Below are 22,288 nucleotides of genomic sequence, written 5' to 3'. Positions count from 1 at the left end.
ACCGGGCCCCAAGCCGCTGTAGGCTGCGGTCTTTTCCGATCCGGGAGGTCATGTGACCGGCAGCTCCGACGAGTCCGTGCGCGAGCGCACCGACCGCTTCCACACCGCCCGTGCCGCCCGCGGCGGGGACAGTCTGACCACGCGGCTGCACACGGAGGCGTTCGGAGCGGAGTATCCCGCCGAGGTCGACCCGGCGAGCAGCTGCAGCTGGCGGGTGCTCGGCGGGATGGTGCGCGAGCTGCGGCTGCGGCCCGGGCAGACCCTGGTCGACCTGGGCTGCGGCAACGGCGGGACGGGGCTGTGGCTGGCCCGTGCGCTGAACGTGCGGCTGATCGGGGTGGACATCTCGCCGGTGGCCGTCGGAATCGCCGGCGAGCGGGCGGCGGACTTCGTCCCCGAGGGCCGGGCCGAGTTCCGCACCGGCGCCTTCGAGCACACCGGGCTGCCGGACGCCTTCGCGGACGGCGCGGTGAGCATGGACGCACTGCCGTTCACCACGGACCGGACCGCGGCGCTGCGCGAGCTGCGCCGCATCCTGCGGCCCGGTGCACGGTTCGTGTTCACCGGCAACCGGCTCCAGCCCGGGCACCCGCAGCATCGTCCGGACCGCCCCGGCTGGCGCGAGCACGCCGCCGAGGCCGGCCTGGAGTGGGAGTCGGCCGAGGAGCGCCCAGAGGAGCCCGCGCTCTGGGAGCGGCTCTACGACCTCTGGGAGCTGCACCAGGACGAGCTGCGCGCCGAGGTCGGCGACGAGGCCACCGAGGCGATGCTGGAGGAGGCGCGCATCGTCCGCCCCCTGATGGACCGGCGGACGCCGCTGCTCATCACGCTGCGGCGGCCGGTCGACGACTGAGCGGCCGGCTACTTCCTGCCGCCGCCGAAGAGCAGCTTCCACGGGGCGAGCGCGGACTCGATCTGCACGCCGAGGCTCATCTTGGAGGCGCCCTTGACCCGCTCCTCGAACCGGATCGGGACCTCACGGATCGTCAGACCGCGCTTGACGGTCCGGTAGTTCATCTCCACCTGGAAGGAGTAGCCGTTGCTGTTGATGGACGGCAGGTCGATCGACCGCAGCGTCTCCGCCTTCCACGCCTTGAACCCGGCCGTGGCGTCCTTGACGTGCAGCCGCAGCAGCGTGTTGACGTAGAAGTTCGCCCAGGCGGAGAGGGCCTTGCGGTGCCAGGGCCACTCCGCCGCGGTCGAACCGCCGGGGACGTAGCGGGACCCCAGCACGACGGCCGCGTCCGTGCCGGTCAGGGTCTCGATCATGACCGGGAGCACCGAGGCCGGGTGGGACAGGTCCGCGTCCATCTGGATCACGATGTCCGCACCCTCGTCCAGCGCCCGGGTCATGCCCGCGATGTAGGCGCGACCGAGGCCGTCCTTCTCGGTGCGGTGCAGCACGCCGATCCGGTCCGGGGCATTGGCGGCCAGCTTGTCCGCGACCTCACCGGTGCCGTCGGGCGAGTTGTCGTCCACGACGAGGATGTGCAGGTTCGCCAACTGCAGCTCTTCGAGCAGCCCGACCAGGACGGGCAGGTTCTCACGCTCGTTGTACGTGGGCACGACGACAACGGCCTTGGGAGAAGTCTCTTCCATGTTCATTCCCCTGTGGGTCCCCGGCTCTCGCGGGAGGACCGCGGTTGTGCGGTACTGGATCACTCTCAGTGCGGGCACCGCAGTGTAGCGGCGGTCGGTAAGCCCTTGCTGTGCCTGGTGCCTGGGCTTCGGCAGAACATGGTGCCGAAGGCACTGGGGATGGCGAAGTCGAGCCGTCAGCCATGAACACCCCGGATGAGGTGGAGCTGATTCCCTCATCCGGGGGGAGTCATGGTCAGCGCTGGTGCGGGAGGACCGATGTCACGGCTTGGCGTGCGCCGGGGCCTTGGACAGGGCGCTGGCCGCTGCGGACTTCTCCTGCTTGGTCGCCTTGGGATCGTGCAGCGTCCTGGAAGCAGCGGACGCAGCCTTCGCGCCGGTGACCTTCGCCTTGGCGGCCTTCACCGGGGCGGGCTTGACCGGGGCCGTCTCCACCTTCGTCGCCTTCTTGCTCTTGACCGCCCCGCCAGCGGCCGACGCGGCCTTCGCACCGGTCTGAATGGATTCCTTGGCCTTGGCCTTGGTCATGTTCAACACCACCGTCCGTACCGGATTGACGGTCAACCCGGCGCAGGGCGCGCCTACCCGCGATCCACGGAACGACGCAGTGGACTCCGCTCCACGCTTGCAACGGCAACACCCGGGCCGCGACCGCACCCACCATCTCCCGGGCTCCGCCCGGACAGAAGCGGCTCCGCCGCGCGACAACGGCCGGGGGCGGCCTGGGTCCGCGCGGAGCGCTCGCCAGGGGCGCGGGGCGGGACAAGTGCGTCCCCCAATCGGGTTACCTGGGGGGAGTTACAACCACGCTGGGGGGCGTAGCAACCATATATGGGTGTAATTCACCCCAGCATGGTTGTAACTCCCCCCAGCACGGGCAATCCGGCTCGAAGAAAGGTTTCTGCAGGCCCGGCACCGGCGCGCACCCGGCAACGCACGCCCCGCCGACCGCCCCCGCTCCTCGTGGTTGCCGCGAGGCGGAGCCGAGCCACCCCAGCCAGGGACCGACCGGCGCGCCCCACGGAGGCGACCGACGGTCAGCGGGAGCAAGCGCGCACGGGAAACCCGGCCGCCGGAAGGGGGCTCGGCCGCGCGACGGACCCCGAACCCCGCTGCGCGAGCGCGGCGAAGGCCGCGTCGGAGAGCAGCATGAGTCCGATCGCGTAGAGGCAGCGTCAGCCGAGGGGCTTGTCCAGGACGGCCTTCAGGTGGCTGAAGGTGTCGATGGAGTACTCGCCGTGGTAACGCCCCATGCCGCTCTCACCCACACCGCCGAAGGGCAGTTCGGGCACGGCCAGGTGCGCGACGGTGAGGCCGAAGACCAGGCCGCCGGAGGAGGTCTCCTCCGCCAGGCGCTGCTTGGTCTGCTCCGATGCGGTGAAGGCGTACAGGGCGAGCGGCTTGTCCCGCTCGTTGATGAAGGCGATCGCCGCGTCGAGGTCGGGAACGCTCACGATCGGCAGTACCGGGCCGAAGATCTCCGCCTGCATCACCGGAGCCTCGGGCGAGACGTCGGCCAGGACGGTCGGCGCCAGGTAGCGGCTGGCCCGGTCGTGGGCGCCGCCGGTGACGACCCGTCCGTCGCCCAGCAGTGCGGTGAGCCGGTCGTGGTGGCGCTCGTTGACGATCCGTCCGTACTCGGGGTTGGCCGCCGGGTCCTCCCCGTACAGCGCCCGCACCGCGGTGACCAGTTCAGCTTCCAGCGCGGTGGCGGTGCCGCCGATGGCGAGCACGTAGTCGGGGGCGACGCAGGTCTGGCCGGCGTTCTGGAACCGGCCGCGGGCGATCCGCTGCGCGGTGACCGCCAGGTCGGCGCCCGGCTCGACCACGGCGGGGCTCTTGCCGCCCAGTTCCAGGGTGACCGGGGTGAGGTGCTTGGCGGCGGCGGTCATGACGATCCGTCCGACCGCGCCGTTGCCGGTGTAGAAGATGTGGTCGAAGCGCTGCTCCAGCAGCGCGGTGGTCTCCGCCACGGCGCCCTCGACGACGGTCACGACCTCCCGGTCGAGGTAGCGCGGAATCAGCCGGGCCATCGCGGCGGAGGTCGCCGGGGTCATCTCGCTGGGCTTGACCACGGCCGTGTTGCCCGCTGCGAGCGCGCCGACCAGCGGCGCGAGGGCCAGCTGCAGCGGATAGTTCCACGGGGCGATGATCAGGACCACGCCGAGCGGGTCACGGACCACGCGGGCCTCGGCCGGCATGAAGGCGGCGGGGACACCGGCCGGCTTCGGGCGCAGCCACTCCTCCAGGTGCGCCACCGTGTGGTCGATCTCGTTCACGACGAACCCGACCTCGCTGCGCTGCGCCTCGGTCGCGCTCTTGCCCAGGTCGGCGTTGAGCGCGGCGAGGAACGCGTCGGACTGCTCGACCAGCAGCGCGCGCAGGGCGCTCAACTGGGCCAGCCGCCACGCCAGCGGCTTCGTCCGGCCGCTGGCGAAGGTGGCTCGCACCCGGGCCACCACCGTGGCCGGATCGACGGAGACGGCGTCCACCAGCGTCCGGGCCAGCTCGGCGGAGGACCCCGGGTTCTGGCCGGTGTACAGATTGCGGTCGATCACCGTGTGCGGAGTGAACGGCGCGGCCTCGTCGAAATCGGCGCCGAGCTCGACCAGGCGGTCCTGGAGCAGCCATTTCGCCTTGGCCGCGAGACCTGCCGCGGTCTCCTCGGCATTGGTGAAGGCGGTCATCCGGTAGCCGGCGAAGGGCCAGCTGCCGTCCTCACGGCGGGCGGCGAGCAGCGCGGCGGGTGCGTGGCAGACCACGCCCAGCGGCCTGCCGGAGTCCAGGGCGCGGGTGAGGATCCGGCCGGAGGCCTGGTCCACCGCCAGGTCTTCCATCGGACCGTGACCGCCGGGGTAGAAGACCAGGTCGAACGCGTCCGGGTCAATTTCCGCCAGCTTGGCCGGGGCCTCCAGCGTGTCGCGGATCGAGTCGAGGTAGGCGCTGAGACGATCGGCCTGCTCCTGGCCGCCGTTGACCGCGGCCGCCAGACTGCCCCGGTCGACGGGGGCAGGGACCCCGTCGGGGGTGGCGACGGTGATCCGGTAGCCCGCCTCGGTGAAGATCCGGTGCGGCTCGACGAGCTCCTCGGCCCAGAACCCGGTGGGGTGCGGGGTGCCGTCGGCCAGGGTCCAGTGGGTGGCGCCGGTGACGACGAAGAGGACGGCGGTCATGGTGGTGCTCCTGAGCCTTGAGGACCTAGATGGTTCATGTGTTCAAGCAATGGATCGACGGTAGACCTTAATGGTTGACATTGTCAATCAATTGCCCGCGCATGTCGTCCTCAGCAGCCTCAGCACCATCAGGCCGCGCGCAGGGCACCGGACGCCGTGGCAGCGGCAGGCAGCCGGGCCGCCCGCGCGCCGAGGCCAATGGTGCGGGTGAGCAGCATGGCCACCGCCATCACGATGAGCGCGTCGGTGATGGCCGCGCCGGTGACCTGGTGGGCGATGCACCAGCTGGTCAGCTGGGCCGGGAACCAGTGCGAGGAGCCGTAGGAGAAGGCCGCCCGGGCGCCGATGACCACGATCCACAGCAGGGCGTACGGCGTTCCGGCCCGACTGACCGGCCGGCCCGTCTCTCGGCTGCGGTGGACGGCCATCAGCGCGACCGCGACCAGGCCGCCGAGCAGGCCCGCGGCGATCCCGGCCAGCTCCACGGCCAGCCCGGTTCCGTGGGTGGCCGGGCTCTGGACGAACAGCGGGATCACGGCGCCCGCCAGAACCAGGGGACGCAGGATCCGCATCGGACCGATCTTGCGCTCGCTGCCCAGGTCGCTGTGGAGCACAGCAACCAGCACGGCACCGTTGACGATCATGGCCTGGGTGAGTTCGGACAACATGGCGGGCTCCCTCGGTGAGGATTGCGGGGTGATGGGACCCACTCTCCGCGTCGGCGCCCGGCGGCGAATCGGAGCCCGGGTTGAGCCGCGGGCTGACCTTGCCGACGCCCCCGGTACCAGGTCGGCGTCAACCCCTGCGGTGACGCGGTGGTACCGCCGGCGTGTCTACCCTCGGGACGTACCGGGCCGTCCACCTGCCGGCCCGCTGACCCGCCGCCCCAGGAGAGCAGGAGAGAACGTGAACGCAATGCGCCGGGCCGCCTTCCTGGTGCGCGTCGCCGGCACTGCCGTCGTGGGAGTGCTGCTCTTCGACGCTCCTCCGGTCGCCCCCCACGTCCGGGTGCTGAAGATCGCCGTGTACGCCGTCCTCTGCCTGGGGATCGCCGGATGGAGCCTGCTCGATCTGATCCCGCCCCTGGCACCTCACCGGATCCGGCTGCTGGGGCCGGTGCTCGGTGTGGTCGTCACCGCCGGCGGGCTGGGCTGCACCCTTCCCCACGGTGACGGCATGGTGGCCTTCGCGGTGGTGGGAGCGCTGGTCGTCGGCAGCGACCTCGAACTGCTGCCTGCCTGCATCGTGGCCGGGACCGGGATCGTGACCGTCGCGTTCGGCGCGATCGCCCTCGGCGACGGCATCGGCACCACGATCGGCTACCCGCTGCTGCTGGTCGTCGGACTGCTGCTGGGCCGCACCCGGCGGGGCTACCAGGTGCAGGCGGAGCAGTCCGCCGCGCTGCTGGCGCAGTACGAGCAGCTCCAGCTCCAGCAGCGGCGGACCGAGGTGCTGGACGAGCGGGCCCGGATCGCCCGCGAGATCCACGATGTGCTGGCCCACTCCCTGGGCGCGCTGGGCATCCAGATCCAGGTCGCCCGAGCGGTCCTGACGGACAGCCAGGACATCGACAAGGCGGTGGAACTGCTGGCCGCCGCGCAGCGGATGGCCTCCGAGGGCCTGGTCGAGACCCGGCGCGCAGTGCACGCCCTGCGCACCGACCAGCTCCCGCTCGACCAGGAGATCGCCCGCGCGGCCGACACCCACTCCCGCCGGCACGGTGCCGCCGTCGCCGTCGACATCGACGGAACCCCGCGGCCGCTTCCCGCCGACGCCACCCTCGCCCTGCTGCGCATCGTCCAGGAGGCCCTGGTCAACGCCGCCAAGCACGCCCCGGGCCAGCCGGTCACCGTGGGCCTCCGATGCACCGACGCGCTCACCGTCGTCACCGTCACCAACCCGGTCGCCCACAACCCTCGCTCGGCGTCGAACGCGGGCAGCATCACCGGCGGGTACGGACTCATCGGGATGCGTGAACGGCTGCGCCTGCTCAACGGCACGCTCACGGCGGGCCCGCAGGGCGACGACGCCTGGACGGTCACCGCGCAGCTGCCCCACCCCGACGGGAATCCGGACCCGGAACCCGGGACACTGGTGTCATGACCAGCGCCCCCACCCCCTTGCGCGTCGTCGTCGCCGACGACCAGGCCAGCGTCCGTGAAGGCCTGGTGCTGCTCCTCGACGCCCTGCCCGACATCGCCGTCGTCGGCGCCGCCGCCGACGGCGCGCAGGCCCTGGAGCTGGTAGCCGAGCACCGGCCGGACGCGATCCTGTTGGATCTGCGGATGCCCGTCCTGGACGGCATCGAGACCACCCGCCGGCTGACCGCGGAGCACCCGTCCGTCGCCGTGGTCGTGCTCACCACCTATGCCGACGACAGCTCCGTCCTGGACGCGCTGCGGGCCGGGGCGCGCAGCTACCTCACCAAGGACGCCGACCGCACCGACATCGCCCGCGCCCTGCACGCCGCGGCCGGCGGCCTGGCCGTGATGGACCCGCGCGTCCAGGCCACCCTGCTCGCCGCCACCACGCCGACCGCCGGCGCACCCGCCGCCCCGCAGCGGGGCCCGGCGCACCGGGGCCCCGCGCACCTCCAGCTGCCGGACGGCCTGACCCAGCGTGAGGCGGAGATCCTCACCCTGATCGCCCGGGGCCTGAACAACCCCGAGATCGCCGCCGCACTCGTGCTCAGCGGACACACCGTCAAGACGCACATCAACCGGATCTTCGCCAAGACCGGCTCCCGCGACCGCACCGCGGCCGTCGCCTACGCCCGGCGCCACCAGCTCGACTGACGCGGCGTCACCACTGCGACTGCGACTGCCACCGCCACTGGCTGCGGCGCTCACTCCCCGGTGGCGCCGTCCACCGCCTCACGCAGCAGGTCGGCGTGGCCGTTGTGGCGCGCGTACTCCTCGATCATGTGCAGCAGGATCCAGCGCAGGCTCGGCGCCCGGCCGTCGGACCAGGAGCGCCGGGCCGGCTGCTCCAGGCCGCCCTGCGCCAGGGCCTCCGCCAGCTGGGCGCGGGAGCGGGCGCAGGCCGCCTGCCAGAGCGCGTGCAGCTGCTCCGGGGTGTCCTCCGCCGCCGAGTGCCAGTCCCAGTCCGGGTCGGCCTTCCAGTCAACCGTGTCCCACGGCGCGCCCGGCTCGCGGTCGTGCAGTGACCGGGAGAACCAGTGGTCCTCCACATAGGCCAGGTGTTTGAGCATCCCGCCCAGGGTCATCGTGGACGCGGCGATCGTGGTGCCCAGATCCGCCGCGTCCAGCCCGGCGCACTTCCATGCCAGGGTCGCCCGCTGGTACTCCAGGAAGCCCACCACCGTGCCGTACTCGTCGGCCGCGAGCGGCGGCTCCGGGCGTCCCTGCTCGTCGATGTCGATGTCGGTGCCGGTGTCGATGCCGCTCTCGATGTCGCTGTCGCTGGTCATGGCAGCCGACCCTATCGGGACGGCTGCCATGACGGCGGCGGTCAGCTGAAGTAGCCGTTCAGGTCGGCGATGACCTGGACGCTGCCGGCGCCGTTGTAGAAGACGACCTTCCCGTCCACCACCGGGACCACCACCTGGTTGGCGATGGTCTGGCCGGCCGGGAAGTTCAGGTTGGAGACCACCGGCAGCGACTGCCCGTGCGGATACACCGTCAGGTAGCTGCCGGCCGTGGGGGCGACCGCGGTCACATTGAGCACCACCGCGGTGACCCCGGTGGCCGGCACCCCGTTGGCCCCGGTCACCTGCAGGGTCACCGTGCCGCCAGGTCCGACCGCGCCGGACGTGCCGCCGAGGCCGCTCCGGGTGTCCATGATCCGTACCGGGCCCGCCGTTGAGAACAGCGCGCCGGTGGCGGAGAAGTATCCGCTGACGTCGGCGAGCAGGTCCACCTGGCCGGAGCTGTTGTACAGGTCCACCACCCCGTTCACCACCGGGACCAGCACCTGGTTGGCGATGGTCTGGCCGGCCGGGAAGTTCAGGTTGGAGGACGTCGGCAGCGACTGCCCGTCCGGGTACACCGTCACATAGCTGCCCGCCGTGGGGTTGACCGCCGTCACGTTCATCACCACCGCGGTCACCCCGGTCGCCGGAACCCCGTTCACCCCGGCCACCTGCAACCGCACCACCCCACCGGCGCCGACCCGCGCCTTCGCCGCACCCGTACCCGCACGGGTGTCCAGGAACCGCGTCGGAGTGATCGCGGTCAGCGCCGAGCCGCCGCCTGCCGCCGTGTAGTACCCGGTGACGTCGGCGACCAGGTCCACCTGGCCGGTGCTGTTGTAGAGGTCCACGATCCCGTTGGTCACCGGCACCACCACCAGGTTGGCGATGGTCTGGCCGGCGTTGAAGTTCAGGTTGGAGACCACCGGCAGCTTCTGCCCGTCCGGATACGCCGTCACATAGCTGCCCGCCGTGGGGTTGACCGCCGTCACGTTCATCACCACCGCGCTGACCCCGGTCGCCGGAACCCCGTTCACCCCGGCCACCTGCAACCGCACCACCCCACCGGCGCCGACCCGCGCCTTCGCCGCACCCGTACCCGCACGGGTGTCCAGGAACCGCGTCGGAGTGATCGGGACGAGCCGGCTCGCGACCGGGGTGGCACTGACGACCAGCGCGTTCACCGCATGGGCGTCGACCTGACCGCCGGTGGCGCCGGAGAAGGCGAGCAGTGCAGAGGAGGTGAGCGTCGGGGTCGCGTCGATCACCTGCAGCCCGTCCACCGACACATAGACATGGCCGCCGGTGACGCTCACGTCGACCTGGTGGGTGCCCTGCCGCAGCGAGGTGCTGAGCTTGGCGGTGGCCAGATAGGAGATCGCGGTCGAGCCCGCGGTGCTGTATCCGACGCCGACGAAGTTGGACGAGTTGAGCTTGCTGTTGTAGCCGGTACTGAGCGCGACCACCACGCCCGGCTGCCCGCCGATGCCCAGGCCGGAGGCGGTCGCGCCCAGTGCGCTGGTAGTGGTCGCGGCCGGGTCGAGCAGGGACAGGGTCATCCCGTCGCCGCCGCTGCCGGGGCCCAGCTTCGCGGTGAAGGTGGCGCGCAGCCCGTCGGTGACCAGCGGCCTGGTGAAGACGGCCGTGCCGGCCGAGCCGGCCGTCGCCGGGTTGAGCTGGATGCTGCCGTCGCCGGGCAGTACCGCCGTGCCGTTCGCCTTCCAGGGGCCGGTCTGCGCCGAGGTGGTGATGGCCGTACCGGTGCCGGTGGCGGTGAACTGCTCGTACATCGCGCCCTGCGGGGTCCCGTCGGCGTTGACGCCGTCCCCGGTGACCTCGTAGGCGCCGGTCAGCGTCCCGGCCGTGGTCGGGGTGAGGGTGACGCTCTGCACCGCGGTCTGGTTCGGGCCGATGATCAGGCCCTCGGACAGCGGCGTCGGGCTGGTGAAGTCGCCGTCGGGAGCCTTGGCCTTGGTGACGGTCACCGGGATGTTGCCGGTGTTGGTGATGGAGAAGGAGAGCGACTTGGAGCTGCCCACCGCCACCGAGCCGAAGTCCACCGAGGCCGCCGAGAAGGTCAGGTGGCCCTGGCCGACGATGGCGGTGCCGGTGATCGGGACGCTGAGCGTGTGAGCGCCGCCGCTGCTGCTGCTGGCGATCGTCAGGGCGGAGCTGTCGGCCTGGGTCCCGGCCGGGGTGTAGGTCACCGAGGCCACGAAGGAGTTGCCGGGTGCCACCACGGTGCCCGCGGCCGGCAGTCCGGAGGCGGTGAAGGGAGCGGACGGGGCGGTGATCGTGCCGAGCGTCTCCGGATCGGTTCCGGTGTTGGTGATCTGCAGGTTCACGGTCGAGGTGGTGCCGGTGGGCACGGTCCCGAAGGCCAGTGCGGTCGGCGCCGCGCCCAGCCCGGGTTTGGTGCCCACGCCGTGCAGGGCGAAGACCAGTTTCTCGCCGTCCGAGAGAGCGACCGTCAGTGTTCCGTTGACGCCCCCGGTGGTGGTCGGCGAGAAGCTGATCGGCACGTCCAGCATGGCACCGGTGGCCAGCGCCTGGGGCAGCGTCGGCGCGGTGACGGAGAACGAGGCGGACGCGGTCAGGCCGGTCACGGTGACGCCCTGAGTGGCCGTCAGCGTCATGGTGCCGCTGCCGGTGCTGCCGACGGCGACCTGTCCCAGGTCGAGCGCGGCGGCGGTGACCGCAGTGCGCGCGGGGCTGCCGAAGCCGTAGAGCAGGCCGTCCCTGGTGCCGACGTACACCTTGCCGCCGCTGACGGTGGGGGTGCTGAACTTGGCGGCGGTGCCGACCGGCGCGGACCAGAGCAGCGGCAGCAGGCCGTTGCTGTCGGGGGTCGGGCTGTAGGCGCGCAGGGTGCCGCCCGCCCCGGAGGCCGCGGTCGCGGAGACCATCCACACCAGGGCGCTGGAGGAGTCGGTCCCGTTGGAGGTGACCACCGGGGATCCGCTGGTGTAGCCGAACACGTCCTGGCTCTGCCCGGTGAGGGTCAGCGCGGGGTTGCCGGCCCCGTTGACGCCGTACTTGAGCGCGCGCAGCGGGCCGTTGTTGCCGATGAGGTAGACATAGCCGCCGTCGCCTCCCCAGAACGCGGGGTGGCCCCACTGTCCCTGGTAGGGACCGGTCACGCCGACCACGGCGTTGCCGCCGCCGGAGCCCTGGCCCATGCCGCCGAGGTTGTCCCGGTCCAGCAGGAACACCCGGCCGTCCTTGCCCTGCTGCACCAGCAGGTGCGGGTGCGAGGTGGTGCCGAAGCCGTCGGGCAGGGCCATCGGCGCGCCGGAGGACACGTCCTGGTCGTTCAGGTCCAGGGTGGCGGCGTTGCTCGGGCTGAAGTAGTCCCCTGTGCTCAGCGCCCCGTTGGCGCCGACCTGGAGCCGCACCACGGACTCGGCGAGGTAGCCGGTCCCGTTCGTGCCGGTGCCGGGGGCGGGGCTGATGCCGTTCCCGGTGCTGAAGAAGATCCGTCCGGAGCCGTCGGACACCAGGCCGCCGCCGGACTGCCAGATGCCGGCGCCGCTGGCGCCGGTCCCGGTCTCGGTGGTCCACATTGAGGTGATGCTGTGCGTGGTGGTGCTCACGCCGACGACGTAGCCGCGGTACGGCTTCACGTCGCAGTGCGCGCCGAAGCCCGCGTAGACGACGCCGTCGAGCAGCAGCAGCCCGGGGCGCTGCTGCTCGTAGAAGGCGTTGAAGGTCGCGCTGGGATCGTTGCCGGGGCTGCCGGCGATGGTGACCGGCCAGCCGCTGCGCTCGGCGCCGGAGCCCGGGTCCACGGCGTGCATCAGCCACTGCGGGTGGAGATGGGTGGTGGTGCCGTCGTCGACCTTGGTGGTGAAGTACAGGGTGTTGCTCGCGGCGTCGTAGACGGGCGTCGCGGTCGCGCCGACGCTGGGTGTCAGATCGCTGCAGCCGATCGCCGAGGCGGGCCAGGCGGCGCCGTAGTTCTTGCTCCAACTGATCGCGCCGGTGCTGGAGTTGAGGCCGTAGAGGGTGTTGTTCTCGGTGACCGCGAGCACCTGGCTGCCGATCACCAGCGGCTGGGCGTAGACCTGCCCGTCGAGCTGGGTGGCGAAGAGCTTTCCGAACGCGGAGGACTGCACGACGGCCGGCGACAGCGTGGTCTCGGTCTTGTCCCAGTTGGTCCGCAGGTTGTCGACGCCCTGGGTGCTCTGGTCGGCCCGCGCGGGCGGTGCGACGGCCACGGTCAGCGCGCCGACCAGGGCCGCGGCGACCACGGAGGAGAGCGCCGATCCGAACCGCGTGCGGCGGAGCCGCGCCCGCCCGGTCCGGTGGTGACTCTGACTGCGGTACCGACCGCAAAGCGCGGATATGAACTGACCGGGCAAGCCGGACCCCTCCCCCAGGCGCGTCCGGCACTCACGCAGGCGCGTTACTAATTAGGCACGCTGTTCTTACCACGCACACACATTCACTGGCATCACTGGGGTCCAGGTTGTTATCAAAGCGGGGGCCGCCTCCATCCGCCTCCGTCTGCATGCACCGATCAATAATCCTCAGGAGTGTTCACACCAATGACGAGAGTCGGCTATCATAATGAAGGCAGGCTATCCCAGCTGGAGGATCACATGACAGACGTATCGGTAGTGGGCCCGGACGACGGCGAGTCGATCCAGCTCGGCCCGACCCGCATCCGGATCCTGGAGGACGGCTCGACCACCGGACACCGGCTCGGGATGGCCGAGATCACCGTGGCGCCGCACACCGACGGGCCGCCGCAGCACCGTCACGCCCGGCACGACGAGGGCTTCTACGTGGTGTCCGGCACCGCGCGCTTCACCGTCGGCGAGACCAGCTACGACGCACCCGCCGGAACGCTGGTCATGGTCCCGCCCGGAGCGCCGCACACCTTCGCCAACCCGACCGGCGAGCCCACGGTCCTGCTCAACACTTTCACCCCGGACCTGTACGTCAACTACTTCCGGGATCTGCGGGACATGGTCGCCGGCGGCCGTCCGTTCACCCCCGAGGCGACCATCGAGGCGATGGCCCCCTACGCCACCGAACCGGCCTGACGTCAGCTCCGGCCTGGCCTCAGCCTGCCTGACCTCGGCGCCTGGCTGTCGGGTGGCGCGGGTGCGGGATCGCGGTGGTGTCGAAGGTGCCGTCGGCGATCTCGCGGGCCAGTTTGGCGAGTTGGCGCTGGTGGGCGCGGGCGTAGCCGCGGAAGGCGGCGAACGCCTCGTCGACGGTGACCTGCCAGCGTTCGGCGAGGATGCCCTTGGCCTGCTCCAGCGCGATACGGCTGGTCAGGGCGGACTGGAGCTGGGCGCGTTCGATCTGGCTGTGGTCCAGGGTGCGCTGCTGCAGGATCGCGATGGTCGCCACATCGGCCAGCGCCTGGGCCAGGGCGATGTCCTGGTCGCTCAGCGGGACGGGGGAGGTCTGGAACAGGCCGACCGCGCCGATGACGCGTCCGCGCAGCCGCAGCGGCAGCGCGTTGGCGGTCACGAACCCGGTCCCCGCGGCCCGGGCGGCGAACTCCGGCCAGTCCGCCGTGATCCGAGGATCGCTCAGGTCGATGTTGGTGCGGGCGGTGCCGCTCTTGTAGCACTCCACGCACGGGCCCTGGTCGTGCTGCAGGGCGAAGAGTTCCAGCAGCCGGGTGTGCTCGTCGGAGGCGGCCATGGTCTGCAGGTTGTCGTGCTGGTCGGCGAGCAGGATGCCGACCGCCGCCACGTCCAGCAGTTCCATGCAGCGCACCGAGAGCTGCTGGAGGAAGTCGATCAGGTCGAAGTCGTCGATCAGCGAGTCGGCGACTTCCACGAAGACCTCGGTCATGCGTTGCTCGCGGGTCATGGCGATCCGTCCCTCTCTACTTCGGTGCTCGGGTCCGCGCCGTTGAGGGAGTGGCCCAGCCGCAGTCGGCGGTCCACCACGTCCTTGGAGACGTCGGTGATGGAACGTCCGCTGCTGTAAGCATGCGCGCGCAACCGCAGCAGGGCCTGGGGCAGGGAGACCGCAAGCTGGACGCTGACCATCCCGGTCGCCTGGTGCACCACGGCACGCTGCAACGCCTGCGGGACCAGCGCCGGCGCCGCCGCACCCGGCGGTTCCGCACCGCTGCCCAGGCACGCCACGGTCAGCGCGTCGGCCAGGACCAGCGCGTCGTCGGTCTGCTGGGCGCTCATCGGCCCCGGGGTGCGGCGCACGGCGGTCAGCACCCCGACCCGGATCGCGCCGATGCCCAACGGGAAGCAGAACACCGCCCGGGTCATGAGGTCGGGGGCCTCCATGGCCAGGGCGGGCCACCTGGCCGGGCGCACACCCGCCAGGTCCGGCACCCACACCATGGCCCCGGTGCGCACCGCGTCCGGTCCCGGCCCCTCGCCCAGGGTGAGCTGCAGGTCCTCGAAGTGGCGCGTGGTCCCGTCCGAGCACCACAGGAGCTCGGCGAGGTCGTCATCGGTGACCAGGGAGACCGCCATGCCGTCCACGCCCAGAGCCCCGGCGGCCATCGCGATGACGTCGGCGACCGGGGCCGGCCCCTCACCCGACTCCAGCACCCGCAGGACGTCGGCCATCCGGTGGCTGATCACCCGACGCCCCCAACCTCTCTCACGAGGCCAGCAGTTGGGGGGCCACCACGGCGTGCGGCAGCCGGACCACGCCGGCCGGGAGCGAGGGCGCCGACGGCAGACGGTGCAGGAGGGAGGCCGTGCCGGTGACATCGAAGAGCCGGGCCACTGTCGGTCGCGGGTTGTGCAGGACCAGCGCACCGCCCACCCCGGCGGTGCTCTCGGCGGCGGCCAGGAAGGTGTTGAGGCCGGTGACGTCGCAGAAGGTCAGCACGGTCAGGTCGAAGTCGATGGTGCGGATCCCCGCGCGCAGGCAGTCCTCGACCATCACCCGCACCAACGGTGCCGTGTCCAGGTCGATCTCACCCGCCAGGGTGATCGTCGTGCGGCTTCCCCGATCGTGCCGGTAGAGGTTCAGACTGGGCAGAACAGGCATAACGCCTCAGATCTTGTGACCACCGGGTACGGCACGGGGCCGACTGATGTCTCAGCCTCCGCGCACCCCCGGTAGTCGGACACCTGTACAGGAAAGCGAAGCGGAAACCGGCTTCACCTGGTGCGACAGGGACGACATGACGCATCGTCCGCTCACCGCGGGTACCGCACTGCAACCGCACTGGTCTACGCCGGGGTCCGGGACGTCCTTCGCAGCATAGCCCCCGGACCTGCCCCCGAACCGGTTCCCGGTCGGCATTCTCCGCCGACCGCGGCCGAGCGCCGGCCGGCGGGCCCGAATCAGATCTAGTTGTTCCACATGCGGAACATGGTGCACCTGCCGTTCCTGTCGAACGTCACGGTCCAGAGGTTGGCGAAGGTGCCCAGTTCCTTGTACCGGCCGGTGCCCTCGATGGCTGCGGTGTCCCCGTTGACGGTGAGGACGGACCAGGTGAACTCCCAGCCGCCCTCCTGCCACGGGGCGCGGGCGAGCCAGCCGTCGATGATCGCCTCGCGGCCGACCCAGTCGGTCTCGTAGGGCCATTCGTGGTACTCGGCCTGCGGGGTGAAGAGCGCGGCGATGTCCTTCCTGCTGCCGGTGGTCCAGGCCCGCACATAGCCCTCGACCCAGGCGCGTACCTGCTGTTCGGTCACCGTCGTTGTCATCGCGGTCATCCCTGGGCCGTGGGTCGGACGACGAGTTCGTTGACGTCCACGTCGGCGGGCCGGCTGACCAGGACGTCGACGCGTCCGTACCGGTCCTGGGCGGCGGCGGTGGCGTCGCCGACGCCGCTGCTGGCCCCGGTGATCAGGACCACCTTCGGGGCGACCGTGGCGGACGGGTAGGTCATGGCGTGCCTTTCGGACTGTCGGCGGCCGGGTGGCGCGCCGACCGGTGCTGCCAGCATGCGTCGGATCGCGCGCAGGGGGCAGGACGGGTCTTCCTGGGTGCGGGCCTCCCAGGAACCGGCGGCGTACGATCCAGGCATGGGCGGCAATGAACTGGGTGAATTCCTGCTGGCGCGTCGCTCCCGGCTCAGCCCCGCTGACGTGGGGTTTCCCGGATCGCAGGGCCGCCGGGTCAGCGGACTGCGGCGCGAGGAGGTCGCGGTCCTGGCCGGGGTGAGCGCCGACTACTACGCCCGTCTGGAGCAGGGCCGTGAACGGCACCCCTCCGGCCAGGTCGTCGACGCCCTCGCCCGGGCTCTGCACCTGGACTCCGACGCCTGCTGGCACGCCTACCGCCTGGCCGGACTCGTGCCCAGGCCCGAAGCGCCGTCCCCGGACGGTGAGCGGGTCGCCCCGGAACTGCTTCGGCTGATGGACGCCTTTCCTGCGGCCGCGGCCTACGTGGTCAACCGCCGCCTGGACGTCCTCGCCTCGAACGCGCTCGCCGACGCCCTGCTCGCCCCGCTGGCGGACCGGCGCGGCATGGCCCGCGCCCTGTTCTGCGACCCCGCGGCCAGGGAACTGTTCGCCGACTGGCACAGCGTGGCCCGCGACACCGTCGCCGCGCTACGGCTGGCCCACGGCCACGAACCGCACGACCCCGGGACCGGCGCCCTGATCGACGGCCTGCTCGCCGAGAGCGAGGAGTTCGCGGCGCTGTGGGAGCGCCAGGACGTCGGCCGGCTGGGCAGCAGGACCAAGACCTTCAACCATCCGCAGGCGGGACGGCTGACCCTCAGCTACCAGACCTTCGAGGTGCAGGCCGCGCCCGGCCAGTACCTGCTGGTCGGCACCGCCGAGCCGGAGAGCCCTGACGCCCGGCGGCTGGCCCTGCTCGGCTCCGGCCCTGCGGTCGGCCCCGCGGTCGGCCCCGCGGTCGGCCCCGCGGTCGGCCCCGCGGTCGGCCCCGCGGTCGGCCCCGCGGTCGGCGCGGAGTAGTCGGCCGGCCCGCTGTCGAGGCCGCGCGTCAGACCGGCGCCGGCACCGCGCTGCGCGCCGCTCCGGGCGTCGCGAGCCCAGCGTACGCTCCGCCCAGGGCCATCAGTGCGTCATGGGTGCCGGCTTCCACCAGGCGTCCGCCGTCCAGGACCAGGATCCGGTCCGCGTCGGGCGCCAGCGAGAGGTCGTGCGTGATCACGATGGTCGTGCGCCCCGCCATCAGTCGCCGCAGCGGCTGCACCACCTGACGTGCGGCGACGGAATCCAGTCCGGCCGTGGGCTCGTCCAGGATCATGACCGGGGCGGCGCGCAGCATCGCGCGGGCGATGGCGATCCGCTGGAGCTGGCCTCCGGAGAGTGCCGCTGTGCCGGGGGCGATCCGCGTCGCGTAGCCCTCGGGCAGCGCGCTGATGAACTCGTGCGCGGCGGCATCGCGTGCGGCCTGCATGATCTGCTCGTCAGTGGCGCCCGGCCGGCCGCACTCGATGTTCTCGCGGATCGTGCCGTGCACGATGAGGGTCTGCTGGGGCAGCAGCGCGACGTTCTCGCGCAGGAACTCCAGCGGCAGTTCGCCCAGGGGGACGCCGTCCAGGCGGACGGCGCCCGCCGTGGGGTCGTAGAAGCGCGTCAGCAGCTTCGACAGGGTCGACTTCCCCGCGCCGCTGGTGCCGGTGACCACGACCAGTTCGCCCGGGCTCGCCGTGAAGGTGACGTCGTGCAGGGAGTCCTGGGCGGCGTCGGGGTAGCGGAAGGACGCGCCGTGGAAGCTGACCCGGCCGTGGACCGGCCAGGCCGGGACCGGGTCGGCGGGATCGGTGACCGCGGGCTCGGCGTCCAGGATCTCCTGGAGGCGCTGCGCGCCGGCGGTGGCGGCGGTCAGGCTCAGGCCCAGCTGGCCCAGGTTGCGGATCGGCGGGTAGAGGTAGCCCAGGAAGGCGGCGAAGGCCAGCAGTTGGCCCAGGGACATGCGTCCCCGGGAGATCTCCCAGGCGCCCAGGCCGATCACCGCCAGCACGCACAGGGTTTCGATGACCTCGACGAACTGCGCGTACATCTCACCGGCCCGCGCTCCGCGTACGGACGCGCGCATCCAGGCGCGCGCCTCCCGGTCCAGCCGCTTCTCCTCCGCGCGGCGGCGGTTGTACGCCTGGGTCAGCACCATGTTGCCGAGCGACTCCTGCACGACCGCGGTGATCGCGCCGTCGGCGGCACGCTCCTCCTGGGACGCCTTCCTGATCCGGCCGGAGAAGCGCCGGGCGGCGAGCAGGAAGAGCGGGGCGAGGACGAAGGTGACCAGGGCCAGGTCCCAACGGATCCAGAGGGCGGCGGCCGCGTAGAAGACCGCCGAGAAGACCGCGGTGACCGTTCCGACGACCCCGGACACCACCATCTGTTCAATGGCCTCGACATCGCCGGTGAGGCGTTCGACCAGATCCCCCTGGCGGTGCCGCTGGAAGAAGTCCGGAGGAAGTTCCTGGACGTGGCGAAAGACATCCGCGCGCAGTCGCAGGACGAATCTTTCGGCGGTCCACACCGCCAGCGAGTTGCCGAGACAGCCGATGAACGCGCCCAGCACGGCGGCGCCCAGCCACGCCCCGGCCGGTCCCCAGAACGCGGTGAGCGAACCGGCTTTCAGCGCATGGTCGGTGATCCGTGCGAAGAGCAGGATCGACGCCGTCTCGGTGAGCGCGGCCACGACCACGCAGCCGACGATCAGCGCAAGCCATCTGCGGTCACCCCGCGTCAGCGGCCAGAAGCGTGCGAACGCCGCCCTGACGTCCCCCATGTCAACTCCCCTTCATTTCCCGGCGGAACACGGCCGAGGCGGGGACCCGGAGCAATTCCGGGACCCCGCCTCGCAGCGGACTGCTAGCGGCCCTGACCACCCACCGGGCGCGGCCGCGGCGCGGCGGGCTTCCGCGCCGCAGGCTTGGCCAGGGGCCTGGCGGCGGGCTTGGGAGCGGGGGCCGGCTTGCGGTTCTGGCCGATCGGGGCGATCTTGTGGAAGCTCATGGGTGCTCCTTCTTCGCTGCGGGTGAATTCCCTCTGCCGTTTGCGCTGTTCGCTCTCGACATGGAAAACACTACGGGGTGCCGGACCCGAAAATCGCCAATTCGGCTGAGACCTCAATGAATTACGGATGAGGCAGATCTCAGACCGACTGCGGAACCGATCGCCCGCTTACCTATAATTTATTACCGACCTCACCCGGAATTTACCGGGCCGATTGCCAGGGAATTCGGCCCGGCAGCTGCGGGCTGTCGCTCCCGGCCGGTACGAGGCATGGTGGAGTGGAGCGGAACCCGCGAGCCCCGGGTGGTGAGCGCAGATGACGGACGACGGAACCGCCCCGCACGCGGGCAGCAGTGCCGGCGGCCCCGGCGCTCACCGTGCCCGCACGCGCCGACGCGCCGTCCGGACCGGCGCCGCCCTCGCAGGCCTGGCCGTGGTCGGTGCCGGGATCTGGTTCGGCGTCACGCCGGGGGGTGGCGGCGCGGCTCCTCAGCCGTCCATGTCATCCGCCTCGCCGGTCGGCAACCCACTGACCGGCGAGGGGACCGCAGGGCACGTCCTCGCCGTGAAAATCGACAACGTCGGTTCCGCGCAAGGCCGGCAGGCCGGCCTGAACTCGGCCGACCTGGTCTACGTGATCCGCGTCGAGGGCGGGCTCAGCCGCTACCTGGCCGTCTTCGACAGCCGGCACACGCCACCGCGGGTCGGCCCGGTGCGCAGCGCCCGGCAGACCGACATCCCGCTGCTCGCCCCCTACGGTCGGGTCGGGCTCGCCTACTCCGGCGCGGTATCCGGCCTGCTGCCCGACCTCGCGGCGGCGAACCTGCAGAACATCACCGCGACCGCGGACCCGCAGTTGTTCAGCAACAGCGGCAGTGACCCGACCTACATCAGCCCCTCCGAGGTCTTCGCCGCCTTCCCCGGCCTGGCCCAGGCCCAGGATGTCGGCTTCCGCTTCGGCCCCGTACCGGCCGGCGGCCAGGCCGCCGCCACCGTCGCGGTGCGGATGCCCGCCGCGTCCTTCGCCTTCACCGCGTCGGGCACGAGTTGGCTGGTCTCGGTCGACGGCCGGGCCGGGACGACGACGGACCAGGGACGGCTCAGCACCACCAATGTGATCGTCCAGCACGTCCAGGTCGTCCCCGGCAAGTACACCGACTTCAACGCCGGCCACCCCGACAACGAGGTCTTCTCGCAGACCACCGGCCAGGGCACGGCCGACTTCTACCGCGACGGCAGGGTCTGGCACGGCCAGTGGTCCAAGCCCACCGACACCTCGCCCACCCAGTACACCGTGGGCGGCGCACCGATGGACCTGGCCACCGGCCGGACCTGGATCGTACTGGCGGGCTGACCGGAATCAGCCGTGTGCGCTGCGACCGGACGACGCCCCGGCACCGGATGTCCGCTCAGGTGGCCGTCGACCGCTGTATGCCCGGTTCGGGCTGGGCATCTCCACATCACCTGGGTCACCAGGGCACGATGCCGGCGTCCTCGAAGAACTGTCCGGTCGGGCCGTCGTCGGGCAGGGTCGCGAGTGTGATGGCGATCGCCGCGCCCTGTGCTGGGGTGCGCACACCGCGGAAGCCGTTGAGGTCGGTGGCGACGTAGCCGGGGCAGCCGACGTTGATCAGGATGTTGGTACCGCTCAACTCCCGGGCGTACTGGAGGGTGACGGCGTTCAGGAACGTCTTCGACGGTGCGTACGCCGCAGCCACCGGACCCGTCGTCTGCTCGGCCGCGGTTCCTGCCTGCCGGGTGAGGGAGCCGACGCTGCTGGACATGTTCACGATCCGCGGCGACGCGGAGCGGCGCAGCAGCGGCAGCATCGCGTTGGTGACGCGGATGACGCCGATCACATTGGTCTCCACGACCGTGCGGATGGTGGCGGGATCGACCCGGGTGGGCTCCTGCGGCATGCCGCCGGTGATGGCGGCGTTGTTGACGAGCACGTCGAGGTGCCCGGCCTGCTCCTCGATCAGCCGTGCGGCGGCGGTCGCGCTCGCGTCGTCGGTCACGTCCAGCGGTACGCCGAAGGCGTCGACGCCGGCCGCGCGCAGTTTCTCCACCGCGGCCTCACGGCGCTGATCGTCGCGGGCCCCGACGCCCACGCTCCAGCCGAGGGCGCCCAGGCCCGCGGCGATCTCGTAGCCAATTCCCTTGTTTCCGCCGGTGACCAGCGCAATCGTCTGTTCGCTCATAGGGACCATGCTGCCGTCGTAGCCCGGCGGGGGTCCAAGACCGATCGGGTGGGCGACGATACCGTCCAGGTATTGATCCGGAGTAGCGTGGCTGTATGGAGACCCGGGAACTGCGCTACTTCGTCGCTGTCGCTGAAGAGCTGCACTTCGGGCGCGCCGCGCAGCGGCTCGGGATCGCGCAGCCACCTCTGTCACGGGCGATCCAGAAGCTCGAACGCCGGCTCGGGGCGGCGCTGCTGGATCGGACCAGCCGCAACGTCACGCTGACCGAGGTCGGCGCGGTGCTGCTGGTCGAGGCCCGGGCGGCCCTGGACGCGGTCGACGCCGCCGAGCGCCGGACCCGCCGGGCCGCCCTCTCCGCGATCGGCGGTCCCGGCCTGGTCCTGGTCACCAAAGCCAGCGCGACCAGCGAACTGCTGGCGAAACTGCTCGACGCGTATGCCGCCGAACCCGGCGCGGTCCCGGTCGAGGTGATCCTGTGCGGCCCGGCCGAGCAGGCACGGCTCCTGCGCGAGGGCCGGGCCGACGTGGCACTGCTGCACCGGCCGTTCGACTCGACGGCCGGGCTCCATACCGAGGAGCTCAGCACGGAGGGCCAGGTTGTGGTCCTGCCGGCCGGGCATCCGCTCAGCGTCCGGGCCCATGTGCAGATGGCCGACATCACCGGACTGCCGGGCCTGCCCCTGCCTCGCTGGCCCGACCCCGACGGCAGCTACCCGCCCGGCCCCGGCCCGCAGGTCCGCGACCACGCGCAGTTGTTGCAACTCGTCGCGCTCGGCCGTGCCTGCGCGGTCTCACCGGAGTCGTGCCGAGCCCAACTGCACGGTGACCTCGCCGCCGTTCCCGTGCTCGACGCGCCGAGAGTCACCACCGTGATCGCCTGGCCACCGCACAGCCGCTCCAAGGCCGTCGCCGACCTCGTCCGGACCGCGACACGTCTCTGACGGTCATTCCGCCCACAGGTTCAGTAGAAGAACCAAAAAAGGGGCACGGAGCGGT

Annotated in this window: 21 protein-coding genes and 1 pseudogene; 7 read left to right on the top strand and 15 right to left on the bottom strand. The window is 71.6% G+C overall.

The annotated features are described in order from the left end of the window. The first annotated feature begins 52 nt into the window (after positions 1 to 52). On the top strand, positions 53 to 853 hold the full coding sequence (locus tag ABH941_RS11805; RefSeq protein ID WP_370128874.1) for a class I SAM-dependent methyltransferase: 801 nt from the start codon (positions 53 to 55) through the stop codon (positions 851 to 853). A gap of 8 nt (positions 854 to 861) precedes the next feature. Here the strand turns inward: ABH941_RS11805 and ABH941_RS11800 are convergent, their stop codons facing one another. The 4 genes from ABH941_RS11800 to ABH941_RS11785 form a co-directional block, all read right to left on the bottom strand. Next, the gene (locus ABH941_RS11800) at positions 862 to 1,599 is read right to left on the bottom strand and encodes a polyprenol monophosphomannose synthase (protein ID WP_370128872.1); all 738 of its coding nucleotides are present in this window, start codon (positions 1,597 to 1,599) and stop codon (positions 862 to 864) included. 261 nt (positions 1,600 to 1,860) lie between these two features. Then, complete coding sequence (locus tag ABH941_RS11795; RefSeq protein WP_370128871.1) at positions 1,861 to 2,127, bottom strand: hypothetical protein; 267 nt, start codon at positions 2,125 to 2,127, stop codon at positions 1,861 to 1,863. Between the two features lie 647 nt (positions 2,128 to 2,774). Then, complete coding sequence (locus tag ABH941_RS11790; RefSeq protein WP_370128870.1) at positions 2,775 to 4,772, bottom strand: aldehyde dehydrogenase family protein; 1,998 nt, start codon at positions 4,770 to 4,772, stop codon at positions 2,775 to 2,777. 128 nt (positions 4,773 to 4,900) lie between these two features. Next, the gene (locus ABH941_RS11785) at positions 4,901 to 5,440 is read right to left on the bottom strand and encodes a hypothetical protein (protein ID WP_370128869.1); all 540 of its coding nucleotides are present in this window, start codon (positions 5,438 to 5,440) and stop codon (positions 4,901 to 4,903) included. Positions 5,441 to 5,687: 247 nt separating this feature from the next. Between ABH941_RS11785 and ABH941_RS11780 the strand changes: the two genes are divergently transcribed. Continuing rightward, a complete protein-coding gene (locus tag ABH941_RS11780; protein WP_370129056.1) occupies positions 5,688 to 6,875 on the top strand; it encodes a sensor histidine kinase in 1,188 nt (395 codons plus the stop codon). Then, positions 6,872 to 7,567 (top strand): response regulator, encoded by a 696-nt coding sequence (locus tag ABH941_RS11775; protein ID WP_370128868.1) that lies wholly within the window; start codon positions 6,872 to 6,874, stop codon positions 7,565 to 7,567. Before ABH941_RS11780 ends, ABH941_RS11775 begins: the two co-directional genes overlap by 4 nt. Before the next feature lie 50 nt (positions 7,568 to 7,617). Here ABH941_RS11775 and ABH941_RS11770 read toward each other — a convergent pair whose 3' ends face one another. Continuing rightward, positions 7,618 to 8,202, bottom strand: coding sequence for a DinB family protein (locus ABH941_RS11770; RefSeq protein ID WP_370128867.1), 585 nt, complete (start codon positions 8,200 to 8,202; stop codon positions 7,618 to 7,620). Positions 8,203 to 8,243: 41 nt separating this feature from the next. Continuing rightward, complete coding sequence (locus ABH941_RS11765; protein ID WP_370128866.1) at positions 8,244 to 12,452, bottom strand: beta strand repeat-containing protein; 4,209 nt, start codon at positions 12,450 to 12,452, stop codon at positions 8,244 to 8,246. A gap of 351 nt (positions 12,453 to 12,803) precedes the next feature. On the opposite strand from ABH941_RS11765, the gene ABH941_RS11760 reads away from it, so the two are divergent. Further along, entirely contained in the window at positions 12,804 to 13,250 is a 447-nt protein-coding gene (locus ABH941_RS11760) for a cupin domain-containing protein (RefSeq protein WP_370128865.1), read from the top strand. Positions 13,251 to 13,269: 19 nt separating this feature from the next. On the opposite strand, the gene ABH941_RS11755 is transcribed toward ABH941_RS11760, so the two are convergent. The 5 genes from ABH941_RS11755 to ABH941_RS11735 all read right to left on the bottom strand — a co-directional run bounded on the left by ABH941_RS11755 (position 13,270) and on the right by ABH941_RS11735 (position 16,177). Next, positions 13,270 to 14,034 carry an ANTAR domain-containing protein gene (locus ABH941_RS11755; protein ID WP_370128864.1) on the bottom strand — a complete coding sequence of 255 codons (765 nt, stop codon included), beginning with the start codon at positions 14,032 to 14,034 and terminating at the stop codon, positions 13,270 to 13,272. Then, positions 14,031 to 14,774, bottom strand: a complete 744-nt coding sequence (locus tag ABH941_RS11750; RefSeq protein ID WP_370128863.1) for an ANTAR domain-containing protein — start codon at positions 14,772 to 14,774, stop codon at positions 14,031 to 14,033. The genes ABH941_RS11755 and ABH941_RS11750 overlap by 4 nt, the downstream gene beginning before the upstream one ends. Before the next feature lie 19 nt (positions 14,775 to 14,793). Then, complete coding sequence (locus ABH941_RS11745; RefSeq protein WP_370128862.1) at positions 14,794 to 15,189, bottom strand: STAS domain-containing protein; 396 nt, start codon at positions 15,187 to 15,189, stop codon at positions 14,794 to 14,796. 305 nt (positions 15,190 to 15,494) lie between these two features. Beyond that, the gene (locus ABH941_RS11740; RefSeq protein ID WP_370128861.1) at positions 15,495 to 15,854 is read right to left on the bottom strand and encodes a nuclear transport factor 2 family protein; all 360 of its coding nucleotides are present in this window, start codon (positions 15,852 to 15,854) and stop codon (positions 15,495 to 15,497) included. Between the two features lie 5 nt (positions 15,855 to 15,859). Further along, a complete protein-coding gene (locus ABH941_RS11735) occupies positions 15,860 to 16,177 on the bottom strand; it encodes a hypothetical protein (RefSeq protein ID WP_370128860.1) in 318 nt (105 codons plus the stop codon). Here ABH941_RS11735 and ABH941_RS11730 point away from each other — a divergent pair. After that, a pseudogene (locus tag ABH941_RS11730) lies at positions 16,176 to 16,979 on the top strand (helix-turn-helix domain-containing protein); the annotation flags it as partial. The gene ABH941_RS11735 and the pseudogene ABH941_RS11730 sit on opposite strands and share 2 nt — an antisense overlap. Here ABH941_RS11730 and ABH941_RS11725 read toward each other — a convergent pair. From ABH941_RS11725 to ABH941_RS11715, 3 genes are all read right to left on the bottom strand, one after another. Beyond that, positions 16,877 to 17,107 (bottom strand): PT domain-containing protein, encoded by a 231-nt coding sequence (locus tag ABH941_RS11725; protein ID WP_370129055.1) that lies wholly within the window; start codon positions 17,105 to 17,107, stop codon positions 16,877 to 16,879. The pseudogene ABH941_RS11730 and the gene ABH941_RS11725 overlap by 103 nt on opposite strands. Beyond that, the gene (locus ABH941_RS11720) at positions 17,104 to 18,861 is read right to left on the bottom strand and encodes an ABC transporter ATP-binding protein (protein ID WP_370128859.1); all 1,758 of its coding nucleotides are present in this window, start codon (positions 18,859 to 18,861) and stop codon (positions 17,104 to 17,106) included. Before ABH941_RS11720 ends, ABH941_RS11725 begins: the two co-directional genes overlap by 4 nt. A gap of 83 nt (positions 18,862 to 18,944) precedes the next feature. Then, positions 18,945 to 19,088, bottom strand: a complete 144-nt coding sequence (locus ABH941_RS11715) for a hypothetical protein (RefSeq protein WP_370128858.1) — start codon at positions 19,086 to 19,088, stop codon at positions 18,945 to 18,947. Positions 19,089 to 19,404: 316 nt separating this feature from the next. On the opposite strand from ABH941_RS11715, the gene ABH941_RS11710 reads away from it, so the two are divergent. After that, entirely contained in the window at positions 19,405 to 20,442 is a 1,038-nt protein-coding gene (locus ABH941_RS11710) for a DUF3048 domain-containing protein (protein WP_370128857.1), read from the top strand. Between the two features lie 115 nt (positions 20,443 to 20,557). Here the strand turns inward: ABH941_RS11710 and ABH941_RS11705 are convergent, their stop codons facing one another. Further along, entirely contained in the window at positions 20,558 to 21,289 is a 732-nt protein-coding gene (locus ABH941_RS11705; protein ID WP_370128855.1) for an SDR family NAD(P)-dependent oxidoreductase, read from the bottom strand. Between the two features lie 95 nt (positions 21,290 to 21,384). Between ABH941_RS11705 and ABH941_RS11700 the strand changes: the two genes are divergently transcribed. Further along, a complete protein-coding gene (locus ABH941_RS11700) occupies positions 21,385 to 22,233 on the top strand; it encodes a LysR family transcriptional regulator (RefSeq protein ID WP_370128854.1) in 849 nt (282 codons plus the stop codon). Positions 22,234 to 22,288 lie beyond the last annotated feature (55 nt).

Source organism: Streptacidiphilus sp. EB103A (assembly GCF_041261405.1).
GTDB lineage: Bacteria > Actinomycetota > Actinomycetes > Streptomycetales > Streptomycetaceae > Streptacidiphilus.
This window is presented reverse-complemented; position numbering and strand designations above follow the sequence as displayed.